18 protein-coding genes are annotated in these 20,782 nt (G+C 48.2%); 3 read left to right on the forward strand and 15 right to left on the reverse strand.

Annotated elements, in window-relative coordinates; translation table 11 throughout:
• Positions 1-97: 97 nt before the first annotated feature.
• From J0X21_RS07120 to J0X21_RS07145, 6 genes are all read right to left on the reverse strand, one after another.
• On the reverse strand, positions 98-1,207 hold the full coding sequence (locus tag J0X21_RS07120; RefSeq protein ID WP_236006122.1) for a mechanosensitive ion channel family protein: 1,110 nt from the start codon (positions 1,205-1,207) through the stop codon (positions 98-100).
• Positions 1,208-1,545: 338 nt separating this feature from the next.
• Complete coding sequence (locus tag J0X21_RS07125; RefSeq protein WP_206811499.1) at positions 1,546-2,034, reverse strand: rubredoxin-like domain-containing protein; 489 nt, start codon at positions 2,032-2,034, stop codon at positions 1,546-1,548.
• Positions 2,035-2,156: 122 nt separating this feature from the next.
• The gene (locus tag J0X21_RS07130; protein WP_206811500.1) at positions 2,157-3,740 is read right to left on the reverse strand and encodes a tRNA nucleotidyltransferase/poly(A) polymerase family protein; all 1,584 of its coding nucleotides are present in this window, start codon (positions 3,738-3,740) and stop codon (positions 2,157-2,159) included.
• A 25-nt stretch (positions 3,741-3,765) separates the two neighbouring features.
• Positions 3,766-4,650 carry a diacylglycerol/lipid kinase family protein gene (locus J0X21_RS07135; protein WP_206811501.1) on the reverse strand — a complete coding sequence of 295 codons (885 nt, stop codon included), beginning with the start codon at positions 4,648-4,650 and terminating at the stop codon, positions 3,766-3,768.
• Positions 4,651-4,741: 91 nt separating this feature from the next.
• The gene (locus J0X21_RS07140; RefSeq protein ID WP_206811502.1) at positions 4,742-5,857 is read right to left on the reverse strand and encodes an aminopeptidase; all 1,116 of its coding nucleotides are present in this window, start codon (positions 5,855-5,857) and stop codon (positions 4,742-4,744) included.
• Between the two features lie 164 nt (positions 5,858-6,021).
• Complete coding sequence (locus J0X21_RS07145; RefSeq protein WP_206811503.1) at positions 6,022-6,912, reverse strand: MBL fold metallo-hydrolase; 891 nt, start codon at positions 6,910-6,912, stop codon at positions 6,022-6,024.
• A 44-nt stretch (positions 6,913-6,956) separates the two neighbouring features.
• Here J0X21_RS07145 and J0X21_RS07150 point away from each other — a divergent pair, with 44 nt between their 5' ends.
• Complete coding sequence (locus J0X21_RS07150; protein WP_236006123.1) at positions 6,957-7,982, forward strand: RluA family pseudouridine synthase; 1,026 nt, start codon at positions 6,957-6,959, stop codon at positions 7,980-7,982.
• 505 nt (positions 7,983-8,487) lie between these two features.
• Here J0X21_RS07150 and J0X21_RS07155 read toward each other — a convergent pair.
• The 6 genes from J0X21_RS07155 to J0X21_RS07180 all read right to left on the reverse strand — a co-directional run bounded on the left by J0X21_RS07155 (position 8,488) and on the right by J0X21_RS07180 (position 13,463).
• Positions 8,488-9,105 carry a TetR/AcrR family transcriptional regulator gene (locus J0X21_RS07155; RefSeq protein ID WP_206811504.1) on the reverse strand — a complete coding sequence of 206 codons (618 nt, stop codon included), beginning with the start codon at positions 9,103-9,105 and terminating at the stop codon, positions 8,488-8,490.
• A gap of 362 nt (positions 9,106-9,467) precedes the next feature.
• Positions 9,468-10,208: an FMN-binding protein gene (locus J0X21_RS07160; protein WP_206811505.1), complete on the reverse strand. Its 741-nt coding sequence runs from the start codon at positions 10,206-10,208 to the stop codon at positions 9,468-9,470.
• A 241-nt stretch (positions 10,209-10,449) separates the two neighbouring features.
• Complete coding sequence (locus J0X21_RS07165; RefSeq protein WP_236006124.1) at positions 10,450-11,184, reverse strand: energy-coupling factor transporter transmembrane protein EcfT; 735 nt, start codon at positions 11,182-11,184, stop codon at positions 10,450-10,452.
• 118 nt (positions 11,185-11,302) lie between these two features.
• Positions 11,303-11,851 (reverse strand): Gx transporter family protein, encoded by a 549-nt coding sequence (locus tag J0X21_RS07170; RefSeq protein WP_206811506.1) that lies wholly within the window; start codon positions 11,849-11,851, stop codon positions 11,303-11,305.
• 51 nt (positions 11,852-11,902) lie between these two features.
• Positions 11,903-12,979 carry an FAD:protein FMN transferase gene (locus tag J0X21_RS07175; protein WP_206811507.1) on the reverse strand — a complete coding sequence of 359 codons (1,077 nt, stop codon included), beginning with the start codon at positions 12,977-12,979 and terminating at the stop codon, positions 11,903-11,905.
• A 100-nt stretch (positions 12,980-13,079) separates the two neighbouring features.
• The gene (locus J0X21_RS07180) at positions 13,080-13,463 is read right to left on the reverse strand and encodes a NusG domain II-containing protein (protein ID WP_206811508.1); all 384 of its coding nucleotides are present in this window, start codon (positions 13,461-13,463) and stop codon (positions 13,080-13,082) included.
• 357 nt (positions 13,464-13,820) lie between these two features.
• Between J0X21_RS07180 and J0X21_RS07185 the strand changes: the two genes are divergently transcribed.
• Positions 13,821-14,525: a 4Fe-4S dicluster domain-containing protein gene (locus J0X21_RS07185; RefSeq protein ID WP_328812469.1), complete on the forward strand. Its 705-nt coding sequence runs from the start codon at positions 13,821-13,823 to the stop codon at positions 14,523-14,525.
• A gap of 4 nt (positions 14,526-14,529) precedes the next feature.
• Complete coding sequence (gene nrfD, locus J0X21_RS07190; protein ID WP_206811509.1) at positions 14,530-15,474, forward strand: NrfD/PsrC family molybdoenzyme membrane anchor subunit; 945 nt, start codon at positions 14,530-14,532, stop codon at positions 15,472-15,474.
• 89 nt (positions 15,475-15,563) lie between these two features.
• On the opposite strand, the gene J0X21_RS07195 is transcribed toward nrfD, so the two are convergent.
• Genes J0X21_RS07195 through J0X21_RS16055 form a run of 3 tightly spaced genes read right to left on the reverse strand, consistent with a single transcriptional unit; the run spans position 15,564 to position 20,712 of the window.
• The gene (locus tag J0X21_RS07195; RefSeq protein ID WP_206811510.1) at positions 15,564-16,397 is read right to left on the reverse strand and encodes a hydrogenase iron-sulfur subunit; all 834 of its coding nucleotides are present in this window, start codon (positions 16,395-16,397) and stop codon (positions 15,564-15,566) included.
• A 29-nt stretch (positions 16,398-16,426) separates the two neighbouring features.
• On the reverse strand, positions 16,427-19,522 hold the full coding sequence (locus J0X21_RS07200) for a CoB--CoM heterodisulfide reductase iron-sulfur subunit A family protein (protein ID WP_206811511.1): 3,096 nt from the start codon (positions 19,520-19,522) through the stop codon (positions 16,427-16,429).
• A gap of 35 nt (positions 19,523-19,557) precedes the next feature.
• Positions 19,558-20,712 carry a (Fe-S)-binding protein gene (locus tag J0X21_RS16055; RefSeq protein ID WP_206811512.1) on the reverse strand — a complete coding sequence of 385 codons (1,155 nt, stop codon included), beginning with the start codon at positions 20,710-20,712 and terminating at the stop codon, positions 19,558-19,560.
• Positions 20,713-20,782 lie beyond the last annotated feature (70 nt).

The following is a 20,782-nucleotide window of genomic DNA, read 5'->3' on the forward strand; positions in this document are numbered from 1 at the left end:
GAATACTGTTCCATTCGGCCATAGTTATAATTTATAGAAATGGCCTCATGGCGTGAATGTCCCCCGGACATTCACGTTCCTGAATTCTGAGTACAGCCTATTTTATTACTTGCTCCAGAGGGGTTTCAAAATAGACACTTTGACTGGGGAAGGCTGCACTGACTCCGTTTTTCTCCAGGATATCCATGATCTTAAAGTTAATGTCCTCCTTTACCTTCATGTAGTCAGCCCAGACCGTTGTATTGGTAAAAAAATATAGATGAATATCCAGGCTGCTGTCATTAAAACGGTCAAAAGCTACCAAAATTGTTTCTTTATGAACTTCCGGATGCTCTTCCAGCATCTTGTGAATACTGTGGATACAGGCTTCGAGCTTCTCCTTGGGGGTAGAGTACATCACGCCTAAATTAAAGGAAATTCTGCGTTTCCCCATTTTCGACCAATTAACAATGGATGCATTGGCTAAAATTGAGTTCGGCAAAGTGATTAAAGCTTGGTCAAAGGTTCTGATGCGGGTACTTCGAAAATTAATATCTTCCACCACTCCTTCCACTTCGGAGCTTTTTATCCAATCCCCGATCGAAAAAGGCTTATCCATGATGATTACTACCCCGCCGAAAATGTTGGCAATGGTATCCTTGGCGGCCAGGGCAAAGGCCAATCCCCCCAGTCCCAGACCGGCTATAAATCCGTTAATATCATACTCCCACTCCTGCAAGATCACGATAATGGCCAAGGCCACTGTAAGAAAACGAAACGTTTTGGACAAAAACGGAATCAGGATCCGGTCTATTCGAAGCTGGAGGGTATTTTGGAGCTTTTCAAAGATAAGGGAGGAGCTTTCTTCCATATTGTAAAGCCCCCAGGCAAAGAAGATTACAATAAACGTTCTTAAAGAATGCGACAGAAAACGCTGGTATGAAGCCGCACCCACCGGATCAGGAAATAATACCGGGGTTAGATTTTGAAGGGCCAGATAAATCCCCATGAACATAATAAACATCAGGACGGGACGCTTAAAGGCAAGCGCCAGATTATCATCTATCTCCAGCTTGGATTTGGATGTAAGATGAAAGACAAGCCGGTACAGATATTTAGATACGATATACCGGATCAGCCAAAAAAAGGCAACGATCAGGAGCGAAATCCCCAAGGCCTTCAACAGCTCCATCTTGCCCAGAATCAAATGTTGCAGGTATGTATTCATTCCAAAGCATTCTCCTTTACCTCGAGATAGAAATCAGTCACATTATAGAAATAAGCCATATTTAAGAACCTGCTATTCCCTATTCTATCCTAAGACAAGCAAATTCACAAAAACTTAACACCACCAAAACAGATTCTTCACAACCACTCGGGCAATTCATGTTATACTTTAGGCAAGCAATCACCCTTTTCTTTTTCCTTCCTCACTTTTTATATATTACCTCCTCCAGGGCCGCGCAAGGGATTTGTGCGGCCTTTTCTTAGCCAATAAAAGAAAGACCGATAAAAGTCATTAACTTTTACCGGCAAATATTTTAACTCATGAATTAGAAACTGCGATTAAAAGAGTCGGTCTAAAAGCCCTTTGAAGGCGGCCGCATGGCGGCCTTCGTCCTTGGAGGCTCGCTCGAAGAACTCGGCGGCAGCGAGGTTGCCGTCTTTGCGCGCATGCTCAGCCGCTTGGGCCTTCCCTTTTTGGGCGCCTAACTCTGCTTCCACCCTCCAGGCGAGGTTCTCTTTGGTGGATTTCACTTTTCCTTGAATGGCTGCAATTTCCGCTGCGTGCCAAGCTTCCTCAATCGCTATTTTGGCGAAAGCCTGGGCCACCTCGGGATAGCCTTCTTCTTCCGCTTTTTTGGCAAAAGCAAAATAAAGTCCGGCTTCCTCAGTCTCCCCGTCCCAGTTTCCGCTTAAGTTTTTATCCGTGACGCCGTTGCCGTCGGTCAAAAGCACAAATTGATCCTTGCCTGCTCCGCAAACCGGGCAGCTTTCCGGTGCTTCCTCCCCCTCGTAAACATACCCGCATACTTTGCACTGCCACTTTTTCATATTAAGTACCCCTTTCTTTTCTTACATTAATCATGTAAACAGGAAATCATGTGTTTAAGTGTTCCTGTTATTTGTAATTATTATAAATTGATATTATTTATATGTCAATAACATTTATGGGTTTATTTTCGCCAGGCAGGAGGGGTCCGGACAAAGTCCTGATACGCTTTGGCCAATGCCGCCTCATCCTCCAGGTTAAAGCCCTCTAAAACCGCCTTTTTTCTGAGAAGATCCTTAAAACGGCCGTAATCCGGGCCGCTTAAGCCCAACTCCTGCGCCATTTTCTGCAGGGGTTCCCACTGAAGTTCTTGCCAGCGTTTTTCGATGGCAGCTCCGGCCGTCCTGATGCTTTGCTGGATGGAGGCGAACTTCTCCTCATCCCCCTCTGCCCGCTTCTTGCCGCCGAAGAAATCTGCCTGCCACAGTTCTAATAGATTGTTTAATCTAACCGGATTATAACTGCGGCCATCCCAGCCATGCTCCCAGGCAAAACGCTTTCCCTTCTCTTCCAGGGGCGTGTTCCCTCTTTCCCCTCTCAGTTCATTCATGAAGGTTAGGGTTCCCGCCATATGGTGTTCAATGATATACAGCAGCTCGCGCTCCCCATGCTCGGATTCCAGGAACATCGACCAGCGGAAGCGGGGAAGGATCTGCTTTTTTACCAGTCTTGCACTTTCCCGTTCATGGTTCAAAAAATGGCGTTTTCCATCCGGCACCCAGGCAAAACCTGCCTGTTGATTTCTTCCGGACCGGATCTGTTTGACTTGAATCACTTCCGGGTAGTGATCCAGGCGGGCGCCGCGCACCGATACAGACCGCCCTTGCCAGCCGCTCAGATTGCGGCCGCTTAATTCAAATTCTCCCAGGAAAAACCTGCTTCCCCGCACCTCCAATTTGCCCCAGACATCGCACTCATGACTGGCCGTTTCCCACTTCCCCGTATCGTGAAAAAGGGCAGCCAGCCTGAGCAGGAGTTTAGCCGGAGTATTCTGGAGGACATGGAGCGTGTGTTCCCAAGCGTCCTTGGAATGGTAGCGGTTTTGGACTAATCCTTGCAGCCTGGCAAGCTCCGGCAGATACAACTTAAAATATTCCAGGTCATTCAGCATGCGCACAGCGGGTTCTGCTTCCGGCAAGAGCAAGATTTTACCCAGCTCCTCGGTAATGCGCTCAACCGCACTTTCCTTCAGACGGGCGATTAGCTTTTGACCCGCTGTCCAAGTTTCTGTTTCTACCTGAAGCCCTAAACCTACGGCCAACCGGACCATGCGCAAGATGCGCACCGGATCTTCGGCAAACCGTTCTTCCGGGCGGCCGCACCCTTGCAGGACATTTCCCTCTAAATCCCGGAGCCCGCCAACCGGATCGATGAACTCGGAATGGAGCGGGTCATAATAGACGGCATTCACGGTAAAATCCCTGCGCAATGCATCCTGCTCAAGACTCCCCCGCATTTCCGTAAAATCCAACCGTTCCCGGTCCCTAAAAAGTGTGACCGTTTGTTGGTGGGCTCCCATGAGATGCGGCTGATAGCCCCATTCCTGCAAAGATTGGGCTAGATCGTTCAAGTTCATGGCCACCACGACATCGAGGTCATGGGCCGGAACCCCTCGTTTCAAGTCGCGCACCGCTCCCCCCACCACGTATACAGTGGTCAGGTCTTTAATTTTAGTCAAGACCTCTTGGTGAAAAGGAGTTCCTAGCATTCATACCCTCCCAGTTGAAAGGATGTTAATGAAAAACGGAAATTTTGGGTCCGATTTTTATGTGCCATGGATTTTCCGGACCCCACTCCCCATCAAGATCGGATGTCAGTGAGCGGTCTGTATAAACCATGATTTCCTCAGTCTGAAACTGCTCAATTTTACCGCTCGCTGTTTTTTCCCCGCGCAGCAAACTGAACAGGATGCGCACAACTTCCGGCCAGCCGCTTTGACGCACCAATAGGATATCCAGCTTGCCGTCCGATAGAGATGCCCGGGGCATTAATTGCCTTAACCCTCCGACCGAGAGCCCGTTCACTGCCAGAAAGAGCATCACTTCCTCCTGATAATGCTTTCCCTCCAGGTCATACTGGAGGCGAAACGGGCGGAAAGAAGGCAGGCTTTCAAGCCCTTTCAGATAATAGGCAAGCTGGCCTAAGACATTCTTCACCCGCACATCCACTTTTTGAGAAATGTCGGTTAAAAACCCGGCGGCCGCGACATTGACAAAATACCGGTCATTGACCACACCCAAGTCCATCGCAAAGATTCGCCCCTGATTGATCACCGAACAAGCGGCCGCAATGGATCGGGGCAAGCGGAGGGCAAAGGCCAAATCATTGGAGGTTCCGACCGGCAATATCCCGAGAACCGGCCGTTCACTCTCTTTGATTTTCATTAAGCCGTTCACCGCATGGTGAGCACTGCCGTCCCCACCGGCCACCACCAGAACCTGCACATCTGAAGACCCGGCCGCAGTGTGTTCAATATCTGCCGGAGAGCCGGCCCGGTGGATACTCACCTCGTACCCGCCTTCCTGAAAGATCTGGATGATATGGTCGAGGGCAGCTACGGCTTTACGGCGACCGGCGTGAGGGTTATAAATAAATCGCAACCGTTTACTCTTGCTCACGTTTCTCTGCTTCTTTCCTCAAGAATCTTTACTAATACCTCTTTGACAGCCTTATGTATTCATGAGGCTTGTTATGAGTCAATCTTTCTTTTTACTTTAGATTTTCCGGATTCAGTCCTTCTAATTCCGGCAGGACAAAACGCCCGTCCTTTCGAATTAAGACTCCGTCGAAATAAATCTCCCCGCCTCCATACTCCGGCCGTTGAATGGAGACCAAGTCCCAGTGAATAGCTGATTTATTGCCGTTGTCACACTCATCATAACAAGACCCGGGAGTAAAGTGAAAACTCCCGTCGATTTTCTCATCGAACAAAGTGTCTTTCATCGGGGTCACGATATAAGGATTTACCCCCAAGGCAAATTCCCCGATGTAGCGTGCCCCTTCATCCGTGTTAAATACATTTTCGATCCGTTCCGTGTCATTGGCGCCGGTCCTGACGATTTTCCCGTTCTCAAATTCGAGGCTGATTCCTTCATAGGTAAACCCTTGGTATACTGCCGGAGTATTATAGGTAATTTTTCCGTTGACTGAATCCTTAATCGGTGCGGTAAATATTTCCCCGTCCGGGATGTTTACGTGCCCGTCGCATTTGATGGCAGGCATCCCCTTAATCGAAAAACTTAAATCCGTACCCGGACCGACAATCCGAACCTGGTCGGTGCGTTCCATGAGAGCTTTCAAGGGGTTCATGGCTTCGGACATCTTGCCGTAATCCAGGTTGCACACATCAAAATAGAAATCCTCAAATCTTTCAAGGCTCATGTTCGCCAGTTGGGCCATGGAATAGTTGGGGTAGCGCAGCACGCACCAGCGCGTATGCGGAACTCTTTGCTCGGAATGCACCGGTTTCGAATAGTAGGAAGCATAGATTTTCAATTTATGCGCCGGGACGTCCGCCCACTCGTTAATATTATCTCCGGAGCGCACACCGATATAGGCTTGCATCTCGCTCATCCTGGCCCGGTCCCAACGGGCCATTCCCTCCGCCTGTTCCACGGTCATCCCTTTTAATATTTCCCGCATGAGCGTATGATTAGAGATGGATAGAAACGGAACCCCGCCCGCTTCATAGACCCGTTTGATCAAAGCCTGGGCCAGGGGGATCTCTAAACCCACCAGCTCAATCAGGATCTTTTCTCCCGGCTGGAGGTTCACGGCATAGCCGATTAAGTTGTCTGCCAGTTTTTCAATTCTCGGTTCTTTCATTAATATAACGCTCCTTTTCTAAATCATTCTGAAGGCATTGTGGGTTAGTACTCAGTACACAGGAGTCAGGAGTCAGAATAATATCTAAAACAATAAGGAATTCTTAGCCGTATAGTAATAACCAAAATCTACTGAGTACTGACTACTGAATTCTGAGTACCTATTCAATCCCGGTAGAAGTAGCACTTGCCCCCGATGACAGTTAGGCTCAGCTCCTGGCGGTTGGCCAGATAGGATAGAAAGGCGCCGGCCGTCGCGTATGTCATGTAATACCCGGGTACATCCACTTCCATGGCGCTTTCCGATAAAATTTTTTCCGTGACATCCTCCCGGGTCAGCGGCTGGTCACACCAGCCCAGCACCAGCTCCAGATACTGCTCGATCCGCGCTTTGTTCTGCGCACACAGCTCTTTAACCCCGGAATACACCTGAGCCGCATGAGCAAGAACGACCTGCTCCACCTCGAGCCCGGCCAGAAAATCCAAGGTTTGAAGCTGCTTCTCCACATCTAAGAGGAACGGAAAACCATACTTCTCCATAATCTCTTCGCTGAAGAGGCTGTCTCCCGCAAAAAGCACGGAGTCCCCGGTCACGACTCCCACCTGGTGATAGGTATGCCCCGGCAGGGATACAATCTGAAAACGCTTATCCCCTATTTCCACTTCCCCTGCCTGCAGGATCACATCGATCTCAACGGCCGGGCCTTTAAGGAATCTTCCTTCCAGCTGGCGCAAGGGAGCTGACCCGTAGAGCGCCTCGCTTTCCAGGCGCGGATGCTTCATGAATACGGCTTCATGCTCCTCCGCATAGCGCACCAAACCCGGATATTGTTCCTTCAGCCACTTCACTGCCCCGAAGTGATCCGGGTGGGCATGCGTAATCAGCACATACTTGGGCTTAAGGTTTTCACTCTCCAAAGCTTGCGCGACTGCCCTCCCGGCTGTAGAATCAATTCCGGCATCCACCAGCAAAGCCGTCCCGTTTTTATACCGGACCAACCCTAGATTGGTCCCGCCCTGGTAATAATATGTATGCCCCTTAATTTTCGTTAGCATCGTTGGTTTGTCACTTCCATTTGTACAAATAAAGGAGAAATTCAATGTCCCCGAATGAGCGTTGGCAATACGTCTTGCAACCCGAGGATGAAGGCAAAAAATATTATGAGATATTGTACCACAAGTTCCGTTTCTCCCGCAGGCTGCTGCAAAAGCTGAAAATCGGGGAAAAGGTTTGGGTCGATGGGCGTTTTACCTTCCTGTCCGCCCGGGGGCACGCGGGGGAAACTTTAACCGTTGAGCTGTTCTCCCCGGAAGAAGCCACAATCGCAGCTACCCCTCTTACGCACGAACTAAGCGGATTAAGAACAGCCGCTAAAGACAGTCTATCCCAGGAGCATTATATCCTAAATATTACTGGAATGGAAACCCTAGAGTCAGTTACAATGGTTAACCCGGTAGCAACGGTACTCGGTCTCAATATTCTCTACGAAGATGATTACATTCTAGGCGTGAGCAAACGAGCCGGGCAGGTCGTGCACCCTACTCCCCGCTACCCGGAAGGAACCCTGGGCAATGATGTCTCGGCTTACTGGGAGAGCCAAGGGCAGCCCAGGCCTTTCCGGCCGGTGCACCGGATCGACCGGAACACCTCCGGAGTGGTCATTATTGCCAAAAATATTTTTGCCCACCAGCAATTAGCCCGCCAATTAGAAAGCGGGCTCATCCATAAGCGTTATCTGGGGTTTGTCTCCGGGGTTGTCGGCCCGAACACCGGTTTTATAGATCAACCCATCGGGCTGGAGGCGGGAAGCTTTATTAAACGGAAAGTGCGGCCTGACGGCTTGCCCGCGCTCACGGAATATAATGTGCTTCGGCGCTTCCGGAACGTGACTCTGCTCGAATTCATCCTCCACACCGGACGCACGCATCAAATCCGCGCCCATTGCCAAGCTCTTGGCCATCCCCTGCTAGGAGATGACCTTTACGGCGGGTATACAAGCTTGATCGAACGCCAGGCTCTGCACGCCTTGGAATATTCTTTTCTTCATCCTGCATACGGACGTAAAATCAGGGTCCGTGCACCACTGACACCCGATCTGAGACTGCTTATCCGGAAGCTTGTTTAGATACTCTTATAGACAATAAGGGAGAGAGCCTCACTTAAGCTCTCTCCCTGCTTTATTCCTACTGATAATACGTCTTAGTGCAGGAATATCACGCCCAGATTCATCCATGTTGAAACCGTCTGCCCGTGGATCGACTGGAATTCAGCTTGACCCGAACCTTGGTCTGAGAATAGACCATACGCCGAAGCCAGAAATGATAAGATTGCGATAGCAAGTACAAGCATTGTGATCGTATTCCTAAACTTCACGGCACATCTCTCCTTAACCTCGAACCAAACCTTAAAATTCTTTAACCTCGAAATTATAAAACCTCGAAACGTCTCCAAAGGCTTATATATTATTTAGATCCACCACGAATTGATTAATCTTATCTTCCAGGAGATTTGTCGTATCTTTGTTTACCTTAGCCACTTTCTTTTTCCGCAAGAATTTGGGCGCATTTTTCAGTACACCCGTGCTTGGTCGCATAAGCGATCAACGTCTTCATTTCCCCGCCTCACTTTCTTTATGATCTTACCTTTATCCCACTGAACAAGATCTCAAAATGCCGGTCGACCAGGCGCTCTACTTGCTCAGAGGAGATATCCTTTTCGATGATAAGTTTGATGATGAGTCCAAAGGTGGCCGTCCAGATAATCTGAGCGGTGAGCTCCGGGTCACACGGGGGATAACACCCTTTGTCGATCCCCCGTTGGATGTTATCACACAGCATCTGCATAGTTGGGCTCCGCCTGGAAATCCCCCGTTCGAGCAAAGCCGTCTTCTGCAAAACCGCCCCCTCGTCATTGAGCATCATCGCTTTATACTCTTCCGGAATAGCTAACGCTTGCTTGATATAATTTGTGAATACTTCTCTCAGTTCAGTGTCCGGTTCATCTTCATTGCGTTTCACGGAACGGACCGCCGCAAGAATTCTTCCATAACCTTCGTTGACTAAGGTCTCGATGATTTCTCCTTTATCCTTAAAATAGTGATAGATAATAGCCGGCGAATAATCCATGGCATTAGTTATTTTCCGGATGGACAATCCTCGGACACCATCCTTGGCAATGATGCTGCGGGCCACTTCCAAGATTTCATTCCTGATTTCTTCCTGCTTTTGCAGTTGCCGTTTTCTACCCAAATTGCTACACCTCCTTTCTATTAAACAGTGTTTGTTAGTTAAACAGTGTTTAATAATTTAATAAAAGTATATATCTTAGGTATTCATTCGTCAAGCGGACTCGGACATAAAAAACCAATGAGAGAGCTGTATCACTCTGTCATTCAGGAGCACTTTCAGAATCAAATTAAACCGTATTTACCGGCGGCCAGCTCCTGGGGCACGATCCTCATAATTTTCATCAGTATCAGAGCAGCGAAGGCAGATTTCCGCATAGTGCAACGAAAACAAAAAAGTATCCAAGAGATTCTAAAAACAATCTCTTGGATACTTATCTTTGATTAATTCGTTCCTAGAACAAATTTATTTACCGGTATTTCACTTTACTTAACTGTTACTTCAACTTTATTTTCATAAGCTTTTTTCAAAGCACCGATGAAATCACCGTGAGCGTCCTTCAGGCTGATGGTCGATCCGGAAGTTACATCGGCAAGAGCCTTCTTCTCAGCGTCGGTCAGCTTATTATATTTCTCGATGTCTTTCGGATCTTTGGCATCCGCTTTCAAAGGACGGCCGTTTATATCAGAAGTATTCTTGGCAAACCATTGTTCAATTTCGGCGACGGTTTTGTCTTTAAAGAATTTCTGATAGTTGCCGATTTGCTCTGACCAGTTCATGCCATAAGCCTGATCCCCGCGTTCACGCTTGGTCTGCCAAGCAGCCACTTGAGTTGCTGCGCTTTCATTGGTGTTGGAAACTGTGCCAAGATAACCGGGCTGGGTCGGCCATCCGGAGAAAACCGGAACCCCTTGATGCTCTTCATCATTCGGGGACAAGATCTCTAAAGAATCGAAATTAACGTCAATAATCTTGCCGTCTTTATCAAAAAGTGCATTCGCCATCACATAACTGATGCTGTAAATCTGTCCGCCTTTTGCATCTTTACCAGGTCCAACGCGGAAAACCGGAGTTTCCCCTAACCCGTGATATACCTTGACTTCACTTGCCTGCGGGGCTGCTTTCCCTTGATCCGTGCTTGCAGCCGGAGTGCTTGCGCCGCATCCACCTAAAATTAGTGCGGCTGTCAAAACCATAGCTACCGGGATTAACTTCAACTTTAACATCACTAGTTCCCTCCTTGAGAAAGTTTTATCAAGTGCAATCCTAGGGTCCCGTCTGTTGTCCGGCTCAAAAGTGCCTCCTTTCGTCAGATTGTAAGTACCTGGGGTCGAATCTTGGATCACGCAATCACGGTGGTTGTTCTTGTTCCTACTTTCATTTACCTATACTTGACTTTACCAAATGTTATACTCGGTTGTCAAGGAAGAATTTTGTAAAATAAGTGTCAGAAATCCAATTTTTCTTCTACCAATACCCCTTTTCAACCATAATGACCAAAATTGTAAACATGGTAAAACCAGAAAGAGCAATGATTTCTCTTTTAGTCAATCTAAAGAAATAGCCGTATAAATCCGCAGGATTAACATTCTCAACCAGTTTTTCGACCCGGTCTAATTTGCCAAAAGAGTTTACAATCAGAGAAACAATCACTTGGGATAAGGCTTTTATATTTAACTTGAACATAAACTTGGCCTTTTCTCCCCCTAAAACCGATCTCATACTTTTGGCCAAACTCTCCTTGAGCTCGGCTCCCGTGTTCTTAAGCTCGAGCACGGCACACATGACGACTTTTAAATAATCCTGAACAGGAAGGCCGGCTAATTTCAGCGGGAACAAGAATCGATCCAAGAGTCCAAGAACCGTTTTCATTGGCGTAGTCTGAAAATAGAGGATGCTCAAAAACCACATAATAAATAATCTCAAGAGTCTTAACAAAATCTGAGCAGATTCTTGAGTATACGCATAACCGTTTGAAAGGAAGGAAATGAAGATATTGATCATTAGTCCTAAAAGGTATGGGATGAGCACGATGATAAAGTAGGAAGAAGCACTGATAAAGAGGGTACGCATTTTTATTCCTGAGAGCAACGTGATGATCAATAAATAACCGGTCAGGAGGGCAAAACTCAGTGCTTTTACGAAATAGAACGGCATGAGCGCCAATGTTATAAAAAGAACAAGTTTAATCAAGCCGTCCATATCCATGAATCCGGCTGCATTTAAGACCCTTTTCGAGTCCGATATTTTGGATTCGTTGTTTACATTTGCTGCAGAATCTATCTTTGGATGGATAAGTAATGAATTATTCGCCATAGCACTACCTTTCTTCTTGTGCCGTTTCTTCTTGTATGGTTTCTTCTAGAAAAACTCCTTTTTTGCTCACTTCTTTGATAGCTATCTCCCCGATACTTCCCGTAATCAGGCCGGTGACCACCGCAGAAATCAGAAGAACCGGAAGATAATACAAAACAACAGCCTGCCCCAACATGACAGATGCTACCAGGAGCTGGGCCGAATTATGGATGATTGCCCCCGCAATACTCACTCCTTTGATACTGACAAACCTAGATAATTTTTGATATAAAAGCCACATTACAATCGCGCTTAAAATACCGCCGCTCAGGCTAAAGGCAATCATCATGACGCCTCGGGTTAGAATCGCGACCACAAAACTTCGTATAATAACAATGAGAAGCACATCCTGCCAACTAAGAAAGACGATGGCAATCATAGTAATGATATTAGCCAACCCTAGTTTAATTCCGGGGACCGGGATCGGGATGGGAATAAACGATTCTAAAAAAGAAATCAGAATCGCATTGGTCACCATAATAATAATTAAAGCGTACTTTTTATTTTTGTTCATGGTTCTTTACCCTCACCAAACCATACTATTCGCCATACTATTCAACCATAGCTATTCAACATACTGAAACTCATGGCTCTCATCATGGAGCGTGAAATTTCCTTTTAGGCCGTCAGTGACGTAAATCTTTTTATCCGTGGTGATAAAAACGGCCTCAACTCCGCCATACCGGCGCAGAAGCTCCTTCCCTTTCTCCAGTCCTAAAATAAAGACTGCCGTATCCAGCGCATCTGCATCAAAAGAAGAATCTGTAATTAAGGTGACGCTTAATAAATCAGATTGGGCTGGATATCCTGTATGAGGATCCAGGATGTGGTGATAACGTTTGCCGTCTTGCTCGAAGTAACGCTGGTCATCTCCGGCTGTGACCACCGCTTTATCGGTGACGGTGACAGTCCCGACAATTTGTTGTCCGCTCATGCGTTCCTGGGGCCGGGGATTGCGAATGCCAACCGTCCAGGGGCTGCCGTCCGGTTTACTTCCCAAAGTGACCACATTGCCGCCGATATTAACAAACCCGGAGGTGATGCCGTTCTTTTTATAGATTTGAATCGCTTCATCCCCGGCATATCCTTTGGCAATGCCTCCTAGATCCACCATTTGTCCGGCTTTGTTTAAACCGGCCGAGTGATCATCCACCGTTAAGTCTTTATAATTAATCAAAGGGAGAAGCTTTTTAATGTCCTCGGGTGCCGGTACACGTTCTTGCTCCGTTCCAATCCCCCAGCTTTTCACCAAGGGTCCTACAGTGACATCAAAGGCCCCGTTGCTCAGCTCAGCCACTTGCTGGGCTTTTTTAATAATATTTAAAGTGATTGGATTCAATTCAACCTTCTTCTGGCCGGCATTTTCGTTCAGCTTATATATATCCCCTTCCGGCGCATTAAATGTTAAAAGCCCATCAAGATATTGCATTCTGGCCATGGTCTCATCAACCGCTTTTTGCCCGTTTTTACCATAAACTTTCTGAGAAATCACCGTTCCCATGACAAAGCCTTCAACTTCGGTGGCCTGATTTTTATCTGGGGACTGGTTCTGATCCGGGCTGCAAGCGGTTAAAGATCCGGTCAGCATCAGTATAACTAAAACAGAAGCCACTTTGTTCTTTGTCTTCTTTTTCACTAACATAGGCAGTCCATTCCCTTCAGCTGTTGCTACCGTCTAGGGGAAAATTACCATAGGCATCCCTACGGTGTCAAGGGGCTAAAAAGCTAATCCACCCCTTTCTTTAAGGTATTACATCAATTGCATCATCTTTATCTCCTTCAATCGTAATGATAATCTTATTCGGAAGGCAGACAATCGATTGGTAGGGTTTATCAATCCAGCCGGTGTCCGAGCAAATACCATTGGGGCAAAGGTCCTTGCTCATTTCCAGGATTCTGACTTGGCCGTTTTTTGACTCCACATATCCGGTGTTGCCATGGAACTGAAAATCGTAAATCTTGCTTTCAGGAGACTGATTTAGCGGGATTTCCTTAACTTTTTGGTTGTCTACTTTGATTAAAATCTTTCCATTGGAATGACTGGGCTTTTGCAGCATGGTAAAACCGATAGACATCAAACTTAAAACCAAAATGACTGCTACAATTATTTTCTCTATTTTCTTCATACAGCTTTCACCGCTTAGAATTTTTTGGAATCAATTTGCCCGATTAAGTCCATTATAACACCTTAGTTGACTTTTGTATTCAAAGTTATTCATACATGACATGACAATGAAAATTAAGGAATACCGAAAAAAACTTATTAAAACAAGATTATACCCATAAAACTACTAAATAATAACCGAATTTGCGGGTTTATAGAAGTTTTTATTTATTGAATAAATATGCTATTCTTTTAACAAAGAACTCTGCTATTGTGTTCACATGCACTTCCTCTGTGATGATCGGAAAAAATCGGCTTCAAACCCAACCTAGTGAAAGTTTACTCTAGTACATATCATTTTGGGAAGGGGTTGTATCAATTGCCAAAGTTGCCAATGTTTAAGGTCAAACTAACACGCCGCTCGGTTTTGAAACTTGGTGCTTTAACTGCAGCGGCAGTGGCTGTAGGTGTACCCTTGGGGAATTTTAAAGTCGCAAGTGTTCAAGCGGCAGATGCCGGGGCGAGTCAACCAAAACAGCTAGGTTTCTATCATAATCAAGCGACATGCATTGGCTGTAAGAGATGTGTCAATGCTTGCAAATCAAAATACAAATGGGAGAAAGGTGCCGAGTGGCGCAAATTGCTTACAAAGGAAACTCCGGAAGGAGATTTGTATCTCTCCATCGCATGTAATCATTGTGCCGACCCGGCATGCCTTAAAGTTTGTCCTGTCGGTGCTTATACCAAACGGGCAAAAGACGGAATTGTGATTCAGGATCCGGCTAAATGTGTAGGCTGCGGGTATTGCGTATATGCCTGTCCTTATCATGCGCCTCAACTTGTGAAAGAGGAATCTGGAGCAGTTCACAAGTGTAATTTCTGCTATGAACTACAGGACGAAGGAAATCCTCCCGCTTGTGTTAAAGCTTGCCCCAAAAAGGCTCTGCGCTTTGGAGATATCAACGAACTCAGGAAAGAACAAGGTGTCAGCGAGCCGGATATAAAGGGACTGCCTCCGATAGAGCTTACCCAGCCTTCGTTTGTTATTGTCCCTGCTGAACATTCTGCCGGTGAGGAGGAATAATAAAATGGAACTGCATTGGGGATGGCTGATTGGAATTTATCTTTTCCTTGGCGGGCTGGGGGCAGGAGCATATCTCACTTCCTTCGCTGCTGAGAAAGGGGTTTTAGGGGATGCGGCTAGCTTGAAAAAAGTTGGCTATTACATCGCGTCCCCGGTTGTAGCTTTTGGCGCTTTGCTCCTGGTGTTTGATTTAGGGCAAGGGTTACGGAAACCATGGCTCATTTTAGGGATGTTTCTCAATCTCCGTTCCGTCATGACTTGGGGTATTTATATCCTTTCCGCTTTTATCTTGGTCGGATTGATCCGGGCCTATTATGCCTGGAAGAATAAAAAGTCTCCGCAAGCGCTTACTTGGCTGGGAGCTATACTGGCTTTAGCCACAGGATCTTATACTGGGATGCTCTTAGCGGTGGTGGAAGCAGTGCCGTTTTGGAACACTATCCTGACGCCGGTGCTCTTTGTATTATCCGCTTTGTCTACAGGACTTTCCGCCACTTCCCTTCTGGCTCATTTTATGGAGAAGGGAGAGCTTAAAGAAGGACGGTTATGCCAGGCCCACCTTGCGCTTGTGTTAGCGGAGATCATCGTCCTAGGGCTTTTTATCCAACGGGCCGCGTCCGGGGTGCGCGGCATGGCGGCTCAAGAGTCGGCTGCCAAGCTTATAAGCGGTTCCTTAGCCGTACCGTTCTGGGTAATCTTGGTGGCTTTAGGTTTGGTTGGGCCGTTTTTCCTCTATGCCGTTAACGCCCGGAAACAACGGCCGCGCCTGCAGATCCAGACAAATCCGCCTACTTTAGCCGAACAGGAACAGGCGGCAGCAAAGCTTCATCATGTGGGAGCTGCTCCCGCGATCTGTGCCTGTGATGCAGCGGTAATGCTAGGAAGTTTAAGTTTAAGATGTCTCTTTGTATTTGCTGCGGTGCCGATCTGGAATTTAACGCTTGGGTAATTATCAAAAGCGGCGGTATAAACACCGGAATTAGCCCATGTTTATACCGCCGCTAATAATTTTATTTTGGAAAAATCAGATGCTCAAGCTTAATTTGTTCTTTTGATCGTTCGTTCTTCCTCCGGCAGCGGAGGAGGAACTGGCTCGCCGCTAATTTTGGTTACCGCGCCAAAGCGGGATGGGCACACATCGAAACAAGTTCCGCACTTGATGCATTTATCCTGCTCAATGACGTGGATTTGGTTTTTGACGCTGATAATCGCCTCTTCCGGGCATCTCCTGGCGCAAATCATACAGGCCTGGCACTTGCTGGGATCGATATAATAGGACACGGGCTTGCCCAGCAGCTCGTCAATCTCTTCACTGGTGAACAGAGCTTCATATTCAGCCTTCGACTTATGCTTAAGGGGAGTGGCCAGCTTCTCTTTTTTTGCTATCTTAATATATGGGACCAGATTGCTCACTGCGGCAAGTCTTGATTTTAACTCCTGTTCGTCAAGTCCTTCACCTTTTCCCAACGGGCCCAAGGCCTTCACTTTTTTGGTAAAATCGGTCATGACTTCGGCAAAGAGGATTCCGTCACCGGAGGACATGTATTCCACCCTTAGCCGGTCCGGGTTCAAGCCGATGTGATTCATGATCTTCTTTGCCAGAAGCACCATGTTAAGCGCATGGTAATTTCCATGCGTATCATAGTTGCATTCACCGAGGTTGCACCCGCCGATAAACACTCCGTCCATTCCGTTCGCGAAAGCTCTGAGGACAAAGGACAGGTCCACTCTCCCGGAACACATGACCCGAATCAATCTGATTTCGTTCGCGTATTGTAGTCTGGAAACTCCAGCCATATCTGCTGCGCCGTAGCCTCACCAATGGCAGACAAAGCCCAGGATATTCGGCTTAAATTTAAGTGCTGCACTCATCGATCCCACCTCCTTGCTTAATCAAGTACTCAGAATTCCATCGCCGCATCGATTTGGCTGATGATCTCTTCATCGGTATAATGCTTCAGTGAAATGGCTCCGGTCGGGCACTTGGAGTTGCAGAGCCCGCATCCTTTACAGAGCACGGGATTAACTCCGGCCTTTTTCCCCTGCCTGGTGTCTACAAAATCCAAGGCGCCATAGGTGCAGGACGAAATACAGGCTCCGCAGCCCATGCACTTGCGTTCATTCACAACGCACACCGAACCGGAGGCGACGACCGTATCATGGGAGAGAAGGGTTAAAGCCCGCCCGGCCGCTCCATAAGCCTGGCTCACCGTTTCCGAGATAAACTTGGGATAATGGGCCATGCCGCAAAGATAGACTCCGTCCGCCACAAAATCCACCGGTTTTAATTTGACATGAGCTTCTTTGAAGAAACCGTCCGGATTGGCGTTCACTTTGAATTGCTGAATGACTTGGTCATTATCCGCTGACGGGATGACGGCGGCTGCCAAAGCGAGGTGATCGGCATCGATTTCCAGCTTCTTGCCTAAAACCGGATCAGTGACGGTCACTCTTAAGACCTTCCGTCCGTCCTCTTCCACCGCTTCCACGTGGGGTTTATCTTCCGGCTCATACCGGATAAACCGAACCTCCTTCCCGGCTGCCTCCCGGTAATAATTCTCATAATAACCGTACGTTCTGATATCCCTAAAGAGAATGTAAATATCCATCCCGGGGTTTAGCTCTTTGAGCGAGAGCGCGTTTTTGATCGATTCGCTGCAGCAGACCCGACTGCAATAGTTCCGGTCTTCATTGCGGCAGCCCACGCACTGGATCATGACCAGACTCTCGGAGTTCAAGAGCGTTTCGTCTTTGTGAGCGATGCGCTCATCCAGCTCCAGATGGGTCATCACCCGCTCATCCTCGCCATAGAGGTATTCCGCCGGCCGGTACAGGTCGGCGCCGGTCGCAAGTACGGTGACACCGTGTTTGATTTCGATGTCCCTGCGGTCATATCTTACCTTGGTCAAAAAGTTCCCGACGTAGCCACCGGTTTCAGTAATAATGGCATCGGTGTAGACATGGACGGAAGGGTGCCGGTAAACTTTGCGGATCAGATCCCGGAGATACTCCTGAACATCTAAGCCTTCCAGGGTGTGCCCGATCCGCCTGGCCATTCCGCCCAGGTCTTTTTCTTTTTCCAAAAGATAGACTTCATGCCCCTGGTTGGCTATGGAAAGGGCCGTGGTCATCCCGGCGAGACCGCCTCCCACCACCAAAGCCGTCTTATTCACCGGCAGGTCATATTCCTGCAGGGGCTCTAAATAGCGGGCGCGGGCGACGGACATGCGGATGAGATCCTTGGCTTTCTTAGTAGATTCTTCTTTTTCCTTGGTATGGACCCAGGAGTTATGCTCCCGGATATTGGCCATCTCCAGGAAATATTGGTTAATTCCCGCCTCTCTTAGGGTATCCCGGAATAACGGCTCCAGGGTTCTGGGGGAGCAAGCCGCGACCACCACCCGGTTGAGCCCTTTTTCCTTGGTCATCTCCGTGATTTCATTGGCTGAATTGCTGGCGCAGGAGAAGAGCTGTTCCTGGGCGTAGACAACATTGGGTAAGCTTAAGGCATATTCCACCGTGGAAGGAATATCCACGACTCTTCCGATATTGGCCCCGCAGTGGCAGACAAAGACTCCGATTCTCGGCTCCTCTTGCGCTACATCCTTTTCCGGGGGGTATATCCTGTCTTTGGTCAGCTTGCCGCGCCTGTGATCCAGGAGCTCCCCGATTTGGGAACCGGCGCCGCTGGCGCTGAACACGGACTCCGGAATATCGGTCGGACCCCGGAAAGCTCCGCTGACAAAAACCCCGGGCCGGGTAGACTCCATCGGATTTCCGGGACTTATCTTACTGAATCCGTAAGGATTCAGCTCAATCCCGAACTGACCCGCCAGCTTTTCGTACTCTTTGGGAGGATTTAAGCCGACGGACAGGACCACCATATCAAATTCTTCTTCTTTAACGCCTTCCGGGGTGGTATAGCGGATAGTGACGTTCTTGCTCTCCGGAATCTCCCGCCCGATGGATACGTAGCTCCGAATAAAGCGGACTCCCGGCAGATTTTCCGTTCTTTGATAGAAACGCTCAAAATCCTTGTTATAGGAACGAATATCATTGTGGAAGATCGTGCACTCGGCCTCGGCGTCGTGTTCTTTGGTCAGAATCACCTGCTTCTGGGCGTAAGTGCAGCACACCCCGGAACAATAGCTGTTGCCGCCCAGCGCCGGATTAACCTGTCTGGACCCGACACATTGAATCCAGGCGACTTTATGCGGATGCTTCTTGTCCGTAGCCCGCAGAATCTCCCCTTGGTAGGGTCCGGTGGCGCACAACAGGCGTTCATAATCCATACTGGTGACCACATTTTCATACTTGCCGTAGCCGTAATCATTCCTGAGCTTGGGATCATAAGGCTCGAGTCCGGGTGAGAGCACCACCGCGCCTACATTAATTTCGATTTTCTCCGGCTTTTGATTGAAATCAATGGCCTTATTTTTGCAGACGGCTTCACAGATTTTGCATTTCTTTTCTTTCAGGTAAAGACAGCTTTCATCAATATAGGTGACCAGGGGAATCGCTTGGGCAAAGTAAATATGAATGGCTTTATTATCCGATATTTCTTGGTTAAACGGGTCCGGGTATTTGACCGGGCAGTACTCAACACAGGTGGTACAGCCCGTGCAGATGCTCTCATCAATATACTTGGGCTTTTTTACCAGAGTGACCTTAAAGTCACCCGCTTCCCCTTCGACCTGCTCAACTTCAGTGTACGTCAGAACCTCAATATTGGGATGCCGGCCGACCTCGACCAGTTTGGGGTTGAGTATTCACATAGAGCAGTCATTGGTGGGAAAGGTCTTGTCCAGCTGGGCCATATGGCCCCCAATGCTCGGCGCTTTATCCACCAGGTATACTTTAAAGCCGGCCGTGGCCAGGTCGAGCGACGCTTGAATGCCGCTGATCCCTCCGCCCACAACCAGCACATCGCCGAAGTTGGTGCTGCCGGAGCTTTGCGCCAGCTGGGCGATTCTTTCTTTAAGCAGGAGTTCTTCCATCTCTATCACCTCTTCCGTATTTTATTGAAATTACCTCAGATGACTTCCTGGAGAATCTCGGTAATGTCTTTCACATGGATGGCATCATCATAGTTCAAAACCAAGCGGCTGTCTTCAAAGTTGGTGATGCAATAGGGACAGGCCGTGACCAGCTCCTCCGCCCCGGCTTCCAGCGCTTGTTCCAGCCGGATGTTTGCAAAACGGTCAGACTTCTGAGTCTCAATCCAAATCCTGCCCCCGCCCATGCCGCAGCACAGGCTCTCTTCCCGCGACTCCGGCATTTCGTTCAGTTCCAGTCCGGGTATCTTTTTCAAGACCTCCCGCGGTTCATCAAAGATGCCGTTATGGCGGCCGAGGTAGCATGGATCATGGTAGGTAATTTTCTTCAGGTACTCCTTGTTAATCTTGAGCCTTCCCTCGTTTATCAGCTCGAACAAATACTGGGTTATATGCACGATTTCAAAGTTCACCCTGAATTCTTCCGGGTACTCGTTCTTAAACGTTTCGTAGCAATGGGGGGAAGAGACCAGGATTTTCCTGACGCCGTGTTCGATCCAGGTCTTGATATTCTCCTTGGCCAGGCGTTTGAAGAGTTCTTCATTCCCGGTCTTGCGGATGCTTTCCCCGCAGCAGTTTTCCTTGACACCCAGGATGCCGAAATCCACCCCGGCCTTATTAAGGATATTGACGGTGGCGGCGGCAACTTTCTTTAATCTTGCATCATAACTCAGGTAACAGCCGGGAAAATACAAGATTTCCATCCCTTCGGCAAAGGGTTTGACCGGGAGGCCCTGGGCCCAATCCGCCCGCTTGGCCCGATCTTCTCCGAAGGGGTTGCCGTCTGAGGCCAAGTTGGCTCCGGCGGTGCGGACAGGCTTTACCGGTGCGGGGAAAACCCCATAGCCCGAAGCAAAGCGGCGCAGGGCAATCATGTTATCGATCTGCTTGACTTCCCTGGGGCATTTCTGAACACACTTGCCGCAGGTCGTGCATCGCCAGATCTCTTCCCGTTCAATCTCAGTCAAACCGAACGTCGCCTCCCGGATGAGCAGGCGCATACTAAACGTGCGAACCCTGTTCCATGGGCAAACGGTATCACATCTCCCGCATTGATAGCAGTACTTTAAGGCTTCGGCCCCACTCTCTTTGATTTCATCTATTGCCTCTTTGAAGGGTTGTACAGTTTCCACAGTTTTCGATCCCTTCTTTCACAAACAATTTGTAGTAACTTTTGGAGCAGTAGTCAGTACTAAGAATTAT

It is taken from the genome of Paradesulfitobacterium ferrireducens, assembly GCF_017310645.1.
In the GTDB taxonomy this organism is placed as follows: Bacteria; Bacillota; Desulfitobacteriia; order Desulfitobacteriales; family Desulfitobacteriaceae; genus Paradesulfitobacterium; species Paradesulfitobacterium ferrireducens.

Coding starts and splice junctions, on each gene's coding strand:
- J0X21_RS07150 (WP_236006123.1), top strand. CDS start 6,957: ATGTCCCCGAATGAGCGTTGGCAATACGTCTTGCAACCCGAGGATGAA.
- nrfD (WP_206811509.1), top strand. CDS start 14,530: ATGGAACTGCATTGGGGATGGCTGATTGGAATTTATCTTTTCCTTGGC.
- J0X21_RS07130 (WP_206811500.1), bottom strand. CDS start 3,740: ATGCTAGGAACTCCTTTTCACCAAGAGGTCTTGACTAAAATTAAAGAC.
- J0X21_RS07170 (WP_206811506.1), bottom strand. CDS start 11,851: ATGAACAAAAATAAAAAGTACGCTTTAATTATTATTATGGTGACCAAT.
- J0X21_RS07125 (WP_206811499.1), bottom strand. CDS start 2,034: ATGAAAAAGTGGCAGTGCAAAGTATGCGGGTATGTTTACGAGGGGGAG.
- J0X21_RS07145 (WP_206811503.1), bottom strand. CDS start 6,912: ATGCTAACGAAAATTAAGGGGCATACATATTATTACCAGGGCGGGACC.
- J0X21_RS07180 (WP_206811508.1), bottom strand. CDS start 13,463: ATGAAGAAAATAGAGAAAATAATTGTAGCAGTCATTTTGGTTTTAAGT.
- J0X21_RS07160 (WP_206811505.1), bottom strand. CDS start 10,208: ATGTTAAAGTTGAAGTTAATCCCGGTAGCTATGGTTTTGACAGCCGCA.
- J0X21_RS07175 (WP_206811507.1), bottom strand. CDS start 12,979: ATGTTAGTGAAAAAGAAGACAAAGAACAAAGTGGCTTCTGTTTTAGTT.
- J0X21_RS07165 (WP_236006124.1), bottom strand. CDS start 11,184: ATGGACGGCTTGATTAAACTTGTTCTTTTTATAACATTGGCGCTCATG.
- J0X21_RS07140 (WP_206811502.1), bottom strand. CDS start 5,857: ATGAAAGAACCGAGAATTGAAAAACTGGCAGACAACTTAATCGGCTAT.
- J0X21_RS07120 (WP_236006122.1), bottom strand. CDS start 1,207: ATGAATACATACCTGCAACATTTGATTCTGGGCAAGATGGAGCTGTTG.